Raw genomic sequence first — 11,774 nt, forward strand, 5'->3', positions numbered from 1 at the left:
CCACAGGGCCACTCCGCCCACCAGCCACAGGGCCAGGGTGTTGTGCAGCGCGACGCGCAGAATCAGCAGCAGCGCCGAACACATCGTGCAGAACAGCAGCACGAGCCCGAGCAGGGTGAGGCGTGACGCCCAGACCACCGTCTGGGGCTTGAGATGGTGGCCGGTGAGAAGACGGTGGTAGGAGACGGGGCCGATCAGCGCGGCCGCGGTGACGGACCCCAGCAGTACGGTGACCACGTAAATGTTCCGGTCCGTGTCCGAGAGAGCCGCGAATCGCGGCTGGAAGACCACCGCGAGCAGAAAGCCGAAGAGGATCTGCACGCCGGTCTGCGCCACCCGGAGTTCCTGGAGCAGGTCGTTCCATCGCCGGTCCGCCCTCTCTTCGGGCGTTTCGTTCCGACCGGCCGCATGTCCGGCGCGCTCACCCTTCTCCCCACGGCTCCCGATCATGGTGAGACTCCCTCCGTAAGGCCGCGGCCGCCGAAGCTCGGGACGCGGGGCGCTGCCGGCCCGCAGCGGCGAGTCGGCCCCGGGGCCGGCGGGCACCGCGCTGCTTCAGCGGCTGACGGCCCTGCGGAGCTGTTCCTTGTTCATCGTGGAGCGGCCCTCGATGTTCTTCTTCTTGGCCTCTTCGTACAGCTGGCCCCTGGTGCGGCCCTGCGCACCCTTGTGCGAGCGCTCCCCGCCCCGCTGCGAGGCAGATTTCGGGTCGCGTGTCGACGTCTTGCTCGCCGTCTTCGCCTCGCCGGAGCGCGCGCGTTCCTTGTTGACGGTGCGGGCGGCGATCTCCTTCGCACGCCCTTCCGACGTGCCGCGCTTCTCGGCGCTCTCCTTCACGTGTTCGTACTGTCGCTCGCGCTTGGGACTGGATCCTGCCGGCATGGCGGTTCTCTCCTCGTTCTCGTCGGGCTCGGCCCAGGGAGACACGGTCCGGACGGCACGGTGATGCGGCGCCGTCGCGCGAATCTCGTTACCCCTGGCCCACGTCCGAAACATGGCACCGTCGCCACGAGTACGCCCATCGGGTCGCGCGCTCGGTGACCCGGTGACGCACGACCCTGTCACTCGCCGGCCGCCGCAGGGCCGATCGGGGGAGTTGCCTGCACATGCGTGCGATGACTCAGGAGGCCGAGTCCGGACGAGGAGCGGCCGGTGCTGGAAAACGGAGGTGGGGCGGGCCACACTGGCGCGATGGGTGAACCGCGGACGGTCGACGAGTACGTCGTGGAGTCGACCATGTTCCGTGTGCGCGAGCACGGGAACGAGGCCCTCCTGCGGAGTGTGAGGAGTCGGACCCCGCCCGGGCGGTGGCCAACGTCCGTTCCGTCCGCGGCCAAGGGCTGAGATCGCTGCGAAGGGACGCGTCATGGCGGATATCGATGGCTTCACGGACCTGTTGGACTACCCGATGTACGTGGTGACGACCGTGGCCGACGGGGAGCGGTCGGGTTGTCTCGTCGGCTTCGCCTCGCAGTGCTCGCTGGACCCGCTCCGGTTCGCGGTGTGGCTGTCCAAGGCCAACCACACGTACCCGCTGGCCGAGCGGGCGTCATTTCTTGCCGTGCACCTGCTGGGGCGCCACCAGGGAGATCTGGCGGCCCTGTTCGGCGGTGAGACCGGTGACCAGATCGACAAGTTCGCCGAGGTCCGCTGGAGTCCCGGGCCCGGTGATGTGCCCGTGCTGGCGGATGCCCTTGCGTGGTTCGTCGGCCGCATCGAGCAGCGGATGGAGTGGGGGGATCACGTCGGCTTTCTCCTCAGCCCCGTCGAATCGGATGCCGTGGCGCCGGCCTCGACCGGGCTGCCCCTGCGCCTGTCCGACGTCCGGGACGTGACACCGGGACACCCGCCTGACGGCGCGTCCGGAGGTCAGACCCCCGCCGCGTGTCGGCGGTTTGATTCGGCTGAGCAGGTTTGGAGTGTCTATGGCGGGTACGCGCCGTGCACCCCACGAAAGGACTACGCCGTGCCCGCACAGCGGAAGAACATTTTCGTCATCGGCCTGGACGAGGCAAATCTGCCGACCTTGGAATCCGTCCCGGAATCCGACACGTACCGGTTCCATCCGCTGCTGAGCATCGGTGAACTGCAGGAGGGAGAGGTCTCGGTGGCCGACCTGATGGGTCGGGCCCGCGAGATCCTCGACGCACACGAAGGCAGCATCGACGCGATCGTCGGCTATTGGGACTTCCCCGTGAGCACGCTCGTGCCGATGCTCGGCAGAGAGTACGGAACGCGCACCACGAGCCTCGAATCGGTCGTCAAGTGTGAGCACAAGTACTGGAGCCGGCTGGAACAGCAGAAGGTGATCGACGAATACCCGGCATTCGGACGGGTGGACCTGCACAGCGAGGATCCTCAGCCGCCGGACGGCGTGAACTTCCCCATGTGGCTCAAGCCCGCTCTCGCCTATTCGTCGGAACTGGCATACGGCGTATCGGACATGGCGGAGTTCCGCACGGCCGTGGACAAGATACGGGAGGGGATCGACCGGGTCGGAAGGCCGTTCAACTCGGTACTCGAACTCCTGGAACTCCCGCCGGAGATGGCCGGGGTGGGAGGCACGGTCTGTCTGGCCGAGGAAGCGATGACCGGCATCCAGGTGGCCGTCGAGGGCTACGTGTGCGACGGGGAGGTCACCGTCTACGGAGTGCTCGACTCGATCAACTACCCCGGGTCCCCGTGCTTCCTGCGCCACCAGTACCCGAGCACCCTTCCGCCGCCGGTGATCCAGAAGCTGCACGAGGTGAGCGAGCGGACCATGCGGCAGATAGGCATGGAATCAGCCACGTTCAGCATCGAGTACTTCTACGACCCGAAGACCGGTGACGTCAGCCTGCTGGAGATCAATCCACGGCACTCGCAGTCGCATGCGGAGTTGTTCGACTACGTCGACGGCGCCCCCAACCATCACCGGATGATCAGTCTCGCCCTCGGCAACGACCCCGCGCTGGCCAGCCGGCAGGGCCCGTACCGGATGGCCGCCAAGTGGTACTACAGGTGGTTCGGGGAGGGGACGGTGCACCAGGTGCCGACGCCCGACGAGCTCGCGGCCATCGAGCGCGAGATACCCGGGGTGCGCATCGACGTCGTGCCTGCCGAGGGCAGAAGCTCTCCACCGTGTCCCAGCAGGACAGCTACAGCTACGAGATCGCCCACATCTTCACCGGGGCGGACGACGAGGAGGGACTGCGAGCCAAGTTCGACAAGTGCATCGCGGCCCTGGGCCTCACTTTTGACGAAACCGCTCCGGGCGGCCGTGACCAGCACACGGCCTGACGAGAACCCGGAGCAGGAAGGAGCACGACATCGGTATGCGGCACGTCGACAAGCTTCCCCATGAGGTCAGCAAAGAGGACCACGTCATCATCACGATGTCGGACGGGGTCCGGCTGTCAGCGAGGATCTGGCGCCCGACCACCTCGGACCGGGAGCCGGTCCCGGCGATCCTCGAAGCCATTCCGTACCGGAAGAACGACCTGACCTCCACCCGCGACGCGATCCACCACCCCTACATCGCCGGGCACGGCTACGCCTGCGTACGCGTTGACCTGCGAGGCACGGGTGAATCGGAAGGCGTCCTGCAGGACGAATATCTGGAACGCGAACAGCGCGACGCCGAAGAGGTGCTCGCCTGGCTGGCCGAGCAGCCCTGGTGCGACGGAACCACAGGAATGATGGGCCTCTCCTGGGGCGCGTTCGCCGCCCTTCAGGTCGCCGCCCGGCAACCGCCGAGCCTGGGCGCCATCGTCATCGCGTCCTTCACCGACGACAGGTACGCGGACGACATGCACTACGTCGGTGGCGCCATGCTGTCCGACAACCTGGCCGAGGCCGGCACCATGTTCGCCTACGCCACCTGCCCCCCGACCCGGCGGTCGTCGGTGACCGCTGGCGGGACATGTGGCACGAACGGCTGGACTCGGCGAGCCCCTGGGTCCTCGAATGGCTGCGCCACCAGCACCGCGACGAGTACTGGCGTCATGCGTCGCTCAGTGAGAACTACCAGGCCCTGCGCTGCCCGGTGCTCGCCTCCAGCGGCTGGGCGGACGGGTACTCCAATGCCGTCACCCGGCTGCTGAGCCGTGTCGACGTGCCCCGCAAGGCCTGATCGGCCCCTGGTCGCACAAGCTGCCGCACCTCGGCGAACCGGGCCCGGCCATCGGCTACCTCCAGGAGGTGGTCCGCTGGTGGGACCACTGGCTCAAGGGGCGGACAACGGCGTGATGGAGGGCCCCATGATCCGCGCCTGGATGCAGGAGAGCGTGCCGCCGTCCACCTCCTACGAGGAGCGCCCGGGCCGCTGGGTGGGGGAGCCGAGCTGGCCCTCGCCGCACATCCAGGAGGTGGTGCACCCGCTGCGCGACCGCGCCATCGTGCGCGTCGGCCAGGAGGCCCCGCGGGAGGGGACCGAACCCGAGGGCCTGGTGCACACGGTGCAGTCGCCGCTCTCGGTCGGCCAGTTCGCGGGAAAGTGGGCTTCGTACAACGCCCCGCCGGACCTGCCGTACGACCAACGTGAGGAGGACGGCGGTTCGCTCGTCTTCGAGACGCAGCCGCTGACCGAACGCGTGGAGATCCTCGGCGCACCCTCGGTGGAACTCCTGGTCTCCTCGTCGAAGGAGGCGGCACAGATCACCGTCAGGCTGTCCGACGTGGCGGCCGACGGCCGGGCGACCAGGGTGACCTACGGTGTGCTCAACCTCGCGCACCGAGCAGGTGACGAAGGCCCCGAACCACTGGAGCCGGGCAAGAAGTACCGGGTCCGCATCCCCCTCAACGGAGTCGCGCAGGTCTTCCCGGCCGGTCACCGCATCCGGCTCTCGCTCTCCACCTCGTACTGGCCGCTGGTCTGGCCGGCCCCGGCACCGGCCCTCGTGAGCGTCCACGAGAGTGGAAGTTCCCTCACGCTGCCGGTCCGGCCCACCGAGGAACCGGACGACGTGTCCGCCTGGCCCTTCGGTGAACCCGAAGGCTGCACACCGCCGGATGTGAGCCAGCTGACCGAGCCCGAGCAGGCGTGGACCGTGTCGAGGAACCTGGTCGACTACCGGTCCTCGCTCGACATCGTGAAGGACCGCGGACTTCAGCGGTACGAGGAGAACGGGATCGAGGTCGGGCTGCGGGCGTGCGAGAAGTACACCTCCGTCGCGGACGACTTCGGCTCGGTGAGCGGAGAGTCCGCCTGGACCCTCCGATTCAGGCGACCGGACTGGGACATCCGCGTGGAGACCCGCACGGTCCTGACGTCCGACGACGAGGCATTCCACATCGATGCCACGCTGGACGGTTACGAGGACGACCGCAGGGTCTTTTCCCGGACCTGGAACGAGAGCATTCCGAGGGTGAATGTCTGAGCCCCACCCGGTTCCGGCTACGGGGGAGCGGCGCCAGGTTCGACAACGGTTCCGCCACCCCGTACCGGTAATCCGCAAAATCGCTGGATACGGAGTGTGAGCGCACGCTCGTGTCCGTGACAGCGGCCTCCGCGGAACGTTTTACCGCAGAGCCCAGGGTACCCGGTCATCAACGGGGATTACCGGAAGGAAAGTAAGATGCTCAAGGCAATCGCAGACGTTTTCCGTTCAATCGGTGGCGCCATCGCCACTGTTGTCAGCCTGCCGTTTCGTGCAGTCGGCCGCCTGTTCGGCGGGGCTTCCGAAACGGCGCACCGCCACGGCTGACGCGGTCGGCCCGCGGTGGTCGAGGCGGCCGGCGGTGTGCACGGCGGCGCTTCCTCCGTACCTCGGAATGCGCGATCGGATCGGATCCCCTCCCTTTTCGGGAGTGACACCAATCCGCTTCCGATTCCGTTCCGAATTACTGGTATGCGCGAGGATGCGCCGGCCTCCCGGACTCCTTCGGGGAGGAGCCCGGCCGGTCTCCATCGAAAGCCGTTCAGGGGTTCCACGAGGATCCGCCTCGCCCCGAGGAGGAATCGATCATGACCACCGCACACCGCACGATTCGTACCGCCGCCGCCGCGGCGGCGGCCGCTGTCGCGATACCCGTATCGCTCGGGCTCCTGGCGCCGGCTGCCCACGCAGACGGCAGCGGAACCTTCGGACCAGCGTGCTCCTCGGTTCCGAAAGAGGGGTCCGGCAGTCTGGCGGGCATGGCGAAGGACCCGGTCGCCACGGCCGCGTCGAACAACCCGGCGCTGTCGACACTCGTGACGGCCGTGAAGAAGGCCGGCCTCGTCGACACCCTCAACAACGCGAAGGACATCACCGTCTTCGCTCCGACCAACGACGCGTTCAACAAGATCCCGAAGGCCGACCTGGCCAAGGTCCTGGCCAACAAGGACCAGCTCACCAAGATCCTCACGTACCACGTGGTCGGTGAGAAGGTCGCGCCCGGCGAGCTGTCGAACGGTTCCTTCAAGACCCTTGAGGGAAGCAAGCTCACCACCAAGGGGTCCGGCGAGTCGTACAAGGTCAACGGCACGGCGAAGATCGTCTGTGGCAACGTGAAGACCGCGAATGCCACGGTCTACCTCATAGACAGCGTGCTCATGCCTCCCAAGTGAGCGAGGCGGAACCCACCCACAGGTCCGGGCCGGGGCTGCCCGGCGAGGCAGCCCCGGCCCGGACCTTGGCGTCCTTGTCCGCCCAGGCCGTCCGCTGCGGCCGGCCGACCGATGCACCGACCGGATGGGCAGATCATGACCGGATACCGAGTGGCTTTCGACGCGGGGCGGCCGGAGGGCCGTGCTTGCGGTCACCTGGACGAGGACGCGGCGGCGGAAAGCGTCGCCCCAGCGGCCAGGGGATGCACGGAGTGTGTGAGGGCAGGCGCTCCCTGGGTACATCTGCGTGCCTGCCTCACCTGCGGTCACGTCGGCTGCTGCGACAGCTCACGGGGCAAGCACGCCGCGGCGCACGCCGCTCAAACCGGTCACCCGCTGGCCCGCTCGCTGGAGAAGGGCGAGGACTGGGCGTGGTGCTATCAGGACGAACTCTTCCTCACACCGCTGCCCCTCGGCGCCTGACCGGCGATGCGCTCCGTCCAGGCGCCGGGTGACGAGATCTTCGGGGCGCTGGCCAGCCGGTGCGTCGGGACGTTCTGCGAAGGCACCGGCACCCGGCTCCTCCCCACCCACGAGGGCTTCGATGGACGCGACGTGACCCGTCCCGCGTGCTGTGCGCACCGAAGGACCGTCGCGGGGCGGCGGGAGGGCCCGTTCCGTCGCGGCGGGCCCTCCCGGTCAGCAGGAGGTCAGACCGGTCGGCTGCGATGAGCAGGTACTGGAAGGACCCGTCCCGGTAGGAGTTGATGAACGCGTCCTCGATCCCCGTGACCAGCGAAGACGTGGCCCGCAGCTCCCAGTAGGCAGGGTGTCGGGGGTGAGGTCGATGACGGCCTGGGGCACGAGGCGGTTGTCGGCCATGGCGCGCAGGTACTCCCGGCGCGAGTGGATGTTGCACTCGAAGTGCGCGTTGATCTGCGAGACCCACTTCGAGGGCTGGCCGTACCGCGGGTTCCAGCAGCCGGTGATGGTCACGTAACGGCCGCCGACCTCGAGGACCCGGGAGTGCTCGGCGAAGAGGTCGTGCAGATCGACGTACATGCTCGACTCGTTGTTCCACGACGCAGCGGCCGACCCGGTCTCGAACGGCGTGGACAGCATGTTGCACACGCGGGCGCGGACGTGGTCCTGCAGGTTGAGTTCGCGGGCCCGGCCGTTGGCGAAGTCGGCCTGCTTGGCCGACAGCGTCACACCCTCGACCTTGCATCCGAAGCGCTGGTGCGCCATCACCATCGAGCCGCCGCGGCCGCATCCGGCATCCACCAGCGTGTCGCCGCGCCCGATGTCACCGAGGTGCCCCAGCAGGAACTCGGCCTGCGCCGACTCCAGCCGGTGGAGTTCGGAGATCAGCCTCTTCTCGCTCGCGCTGTCCTCGGTGTCGCCGAGCGCGGCGTGGTCGACATCGCCGATGCCGTAGTGGTGGTGGTAGAGCCCGTCGACATCGCCGAGGCGCAGGTTCACGGGCCTGGCCTCCCCGTCCCAGTAGCGGGCGATGTCCCCCTGGTAGGGCGTCGCCGGGCCGGGGATGCGCAGGGCAGGGGCGGTGGCGGTGAGTTCGGTGTGGGTCACAGATGAGTCCATTCTCTTACCAGAAGTCGGGCAGGCTGTAGCGATAGGTGTTGGACTGGTGCCAGTAGTGGTTGCCGTCGACCCAGGCGGCCACGCCCCTCAGGAAGCGCAGCGCACTGGGGACGGGAGAGGCGGCGGCCAGGGCCGCGGCCTCGGTCTCGAAGGCGTGCATGAGCTCGTTGTGGACCTCGACCGCCTTCAGATAGGCGTCCTGGTCGGAGAGTCCCTCACGTTCGGCGATCACGACGGGCAGGTTCAGGTGCCGGCCGGGAGCGTCGAGTTCCTTGGTGTACGAGTACAGGTCGTTCACGATGGTCGTGGCGTTCCCCGCGAGCGCGATGACCTTCTGCATGGCGGCCTGGGCGTGCAGGTCCGCCGGCAGTTCGTAGCCGCCCACGGTGTCGGTGATGGTGGGGCAGGGGCGGAAGTTGTTGAACTGGCGCATCGCCAGGTACTCCCACACCTCCGGGACGCGGTCCAGCTGGGCCCAGGCCGCCTCGGCGAGGTAGCCCATGTGCAGCCGGGCCATGTCGTGCCGGAGCCGGTCCGCCTGGGAGGGGCCGGCCGCCCGGACGAAGTACTCCATGGCGGAGCGGTAGGCGCGCCTGGGCGCGTCCGCATGGAGCGACTTCGCCCACTGCGGCTCGTACTCCTGCGTCGTGTGCAGGGGATCGAGAGCGGTGTGCGCCAGAAGGAGGCGTTCGCCGAGGCCGACGGGGGAGCCCCCGTGGTCCTCGCAGTAGCAGTCGTCCACCGCGTTCTCGGCGACCATCAGGCGGGTGGCGAGCATCAGGTGGTCGACGGAGGGCGCGTCCGGATGGCAGCCCACCATGTAGCGGCCCACGGAGAAGCCGTCGAACTCCTCCTCCCAGTCCTCCGGGTACAGGGCGACCTCGTCCAGCGCCCAGGCCTTGATCCGCCGGCTGACCTCCTCGACCCGCACCGGGTCGGGCTCGGCCACCGGGTGGTGGTAGAGGCCCGGGACAGGTCTGCCTTGCGCCGCGGCTGCCGGCTGTTCCGGCGGTGCGGGCGGGGCCGCTTCCCGCAGGATCAGGCGCAGGCTTGCCGTGCCCAGGCCGCTGGGGCCCCGCAGGATCCGCTCCAGCCCGGCGCCCGGTGGTGCCGGCACCTCGGCGGCCGGGGCGGGCAGGGAGGCACGCTGGGTGGGGCTGCGGTGGCGGCCCCGCTCTCGCGGGCGCGGGCGGCGGCATCAGCGAGTATGTGCGCCCCGAAGTGGGAAGCGGCCTCTGGCAGGCGTGGCTGCGGAGGTGTCAGCTCAGGCGCGGGCATCCATGGCTCCTTGGTGGGTGGGCGGGTGTCCCGAGGCCCTTCGGGCATGGGCGGCCGACCCGGGGTGTCCGAGGCGTCGCACCATGCACTGCGGGCCGGGTCCGCTACTTGGGCCAGCGTGCGATCTGCACGTTCTCCAGCACGCCGACCGCGTCCGGCACGAGGATGGCGGCGGAGTAGTACGTACTGACGAGATAGGACGTGATCGCCTTCTCGTCGAGGCCCATGAAGCGGACCGACAGACCCGGTTCGTACTCGTCCGGCAGCCCGGTCTGGTGCAGACCGATGACGCCCTGGTTCTCCTCGCCGGTACGCATGACGAGGATCGAGCTGGTCTTCTCGGGCGTGATGGGGATCTTGTTGCAGGGGAGGATCGGGACCCCGCGCCAGGCCGGGACCTGCTGCCCGCCGAGGTCGACATGGTCCGGATAGAGCCCACGTGAGTTGAACTCACGTCCGAGCGCGGCAATCGTCCGCGGGTGCGCGAGGAAGAACTTGGAACCACGGCGCCGGCACAGCAGTTCGTCCATGTCGTCGGGGTCGGCGGGCCGCAGTGCGGCTGGATGCGCTGCTTGAAGTCGGCGTTGTGGAGCAGGCCGAACTCCCGGTTGTTGATCAGCTCGTGCTCCTGGCGCTCGCGCAGCGCCTCGATGGTGAGCCTGAGCTGCTCCTTGGTCTGGTCCATCGGCCCGTTGTAGAGGTCCGCGACCCTCGTGTGGATCCGCAGAATGGTCTGGGCGACCGAGAGTTCGTACTCGCGCGGATTCAGTTCGTAGTCGGCGAATGCGCCGGCAGCTCGTGCTCGCCGATGTGGCCGGCCGACATCGCGATCTCCGCCTCACCGCGATGGTTCTGCCGCTGCTGGGAGAGCGAGGTGAACTCTTCGAGGTGTTCCCGCAGACTCGGCGCTGTGGACAGCACGGACGCGAAGTCGGCGCGTGACAGGGTGAGCAGCGTGCCCGACGTCTCGGCGGTGGCGGTCTGCTCCCAGCTGGCGTTCTCGTCCAGCAGCGCGTTCTCCCCGAAACGGTCGCCGTCGGCGAGCACGTCCAGAGTGACCTCGTCGCCGTAGTTGCCTACGGCGGCCTGGCTGATGCGGCCGTGGGCGATCAGGTGGAGCTGGTCCGCGGGCGCGCCGCGCTCGACCAGCGTCTCGCCGGCCCGGAAGTCGCGCTGGACGCACCGATCGGCGAGGGCGGTCAGCACCTCCAGGTCGTCGAAGCCACGCAGCAGGGACAGTTCGCCGAGTTCGCGGGGGATCACCCTGACGGCGGAGCCGTCCTGGATGAACTCCACGCTGCCGTCGCCGACGGTGTAGGTCAGGCGGCGGTTCACCCGGTAGGCGCCGCCCTTGGTCTCCACCCAGGGGAGCATCCTCAGCAGCCAGCGAGAGGTGATCTCCTGCATCTGCGGGGCGGACTTGGTGGTGGTGGCGAGGTTGCGGGCAGCCGCCGTGCCCAGGCTGGACTGCCGGGGCAGCTCCACCTGCGCTTCCAGGATCGGGTCAACAGTCATAGGGCAAGCACTCCTTGGTCAGGGAGGTGACGCGCGTATGCGGACACGGTCGGGCAACAGGGGAAAGGCGGGTATATGACGGGGAATCCGTCCAGATCCAGAGGAAGGCTATGGGCCGCGTCGGCACTGGGCCATGGGGAGGCGGCGACATTAACTCGATACGATGATCGCGTCCGCACGATGTTTGTCCGGGTACCGGCGGGATTCAGCCGCGATTGGCGGCCGGTTCAGCGATCGGCCGGTTCGTCTCCACGGTGCGGCGCCTGCGGATCGAGGGCGGCGGAGAGGCCGAACGTCCGGTCCGTGGCGCACGATCGGGCCGGGCTGTGGCAGTCGCACACCACCAGCACCGGTACAACGCAGGACGGGCCCGCAGGCCCGGTGGCCGCCTCGGGACACGCGGCACGGCCCGCTGCGGCCCACCACGTGCAGTGGGGGCGGCAACGGGCCGTGATGGTGGCGGGGTTCAGTGCCTGGGCAGCTGCTGCTTCACCTCCTGACCGTTCAGGTCACTAGGTGTATTGACCCGGAGCGTTGTTCACTCGGCTGATCGGGGGCTGGCCTCCGAGTGCGGTGTGGCAGCGGTGGTGGTTGTAGGTGTGGAGGAAGTCTGCCAGGGCTTGGGTTCGTTCGGTGTTGGTGGTGTACGGCCGTAGGTAGGCCCACTCGTCCAGCAGGTGCGGTTGAAGCGCTCGACTTTGCCGTTGGTCTGCGGTCGGTAGGGCCTGATCTTCTTGTGGGTGATGCCAGCCGCGGCCAGGGTCTGGGTGAAGAGCCTGGATTTGTAGCAGGAGCCGTTGTCGGTCAGGACGCGTTCGACGGTGATGCCGTGGCGGTGAAGAACGCTTGGGCCCGTTGCCAGAATCCGGCT

Annotated in this window: 5 protein-coding genes and 7 pseudogenes; 6 read left to right on the forward strand and 6 right to left on the reverse strand. The window is 68.5% G+C overall.

Annotation, left to right across the window (positions count from 1 at the left end; all coding sequences use genetic code 11):
- The coding region (locus LNW71_RS35520; protein ID WP_250972333.1) for a DUF6328 family protein at positions 1-450 on the reverse strand (450 nt) is incomplete at its 3' end.
- A gap of 105 nt (positions 451-555) precedes the next feature.
- On the reverse strand, positions 556-882 hold the full coding sequence (locus LNW71_RS35525; protein WP_250972334.1) for a plasmid stabilization protein: 327 nt from the start codon (positions 880-882) through the stop codon (positions 556-558).
- 526 nt (positions 883-1,408) lie between these two features.
- On the opposite strand from LNW71_RS35525, the pseudogene LNW71_RS35530 reads away from it, so the two are divergent.
- From LNW71_RS35530 to LNW71_RS35555, 6 genes and pseudogenes are all read left to right on the forward strand, one after another.
- Positions 1,409-1,753: pseudogene (locus LNW71_RS35530) on the forward strand (flavin reductase family protein); the annotation flags it as partial.
- Positions 1,754-1,966: 213 nt separating this feature from the next.
- A pseudogene (locus LNW71_RS35535) lies at positions 1,967-3,279 on the forward strand (acetyl-CoA carboxylase biotin carboxylase subunit family protein).
- 35 nt (positions 3,280-3,314) lie between these two features.
- A pseudogene (locus LNW71_RS35540) lies at positions 3,315-5,357 on the forward strand (CocE/NonD family hydrolase).
- A 198-nt stretch (positions 5,358-5,555) separates the two neighbouring features.
- The gene (locus LNW71_RS35545; RefSeq protein ID WP_250972335.1) at positions 5,556-5,684 is read left to right on the forward strand and encodes an LPFR motif small protein; all 129 of its coding nucleotides are present in this window, start codon (positions 5,556-5,558) and stop codon (positions 5,682-5,684) included.
- A gap of 260 nt (positions 5,685-5,944) precedes the next feature.
- Positions 5,945-6,529 (forward strand): fasciclin domain-containing protein, encoded by a 585-nt coding sequence (locus LNW71_RS35550; protein WP_250972336.1) that lies wholly within the window; start codon positions 5,945-5,947, stop codon positions 6,527-6,529.
- A 135-nt stretch (positions 6,530-6,664) separates the two neighbouring features.
- A complete protein-coding gene (locus LNW71_RS35555) occupies positions 6,665-6,991 on the forward strand; it encodes a UBP-type zinc finger domain-containing protein (protein ID WP_374119565.1) in 327 nt (108 codons plus the stop codon).
- Positions 6,992-7,223: 232 nt separating this feature from the next.
- On the opposite strand, the pseudogene LNW71_RS35560 reads toward LNW71_RS35555, so the two are convergent.
- From LNW71_RS35560 to LNW71_RS35575, 4 pseudogenes are all read right to left on the reverse strand, one after another.
- Positions 7,224-8,098, reverse strand: a pseudogene (locus LNW71_RS35560) (geranyl diphosphate 2-C-methyltransferase); the annotation flags it as partial.
- 16 nt (positions 8,099-8,114) lie between these two features.
- Positions 8,115-9,436 (reverse strand): annotated as a pseudogene (locus LNW71_RS35565) (family 2 encapsulin nanocompartment cargo protein terpene cyclase).
- 56 nt (positions 9,437-9,492) lie between these two features.
- Positions 9,493-10,903, reverse strand: a pseudogene (locus LNW71_RS35570) (family 2B encapsulin nanocompartment shell protein).
- 512 nt (positions 10,904-11,415) lie between these two features.
- A pseudogene (locus LNW71_RS35575) lies at positions 11,416-11,774 on the reverse strand (integrase core domain-containing protein); the annotation flags it as partial.

Source organism: Streptomyces sp. RKAG290 (assembly GCF_023701695.1).
Taxonomy (GTDB): Bacteria; Actinomycetota; Actinomycetes; order Streptomycetales; family Streptomycetaceae; genus Streptomyces.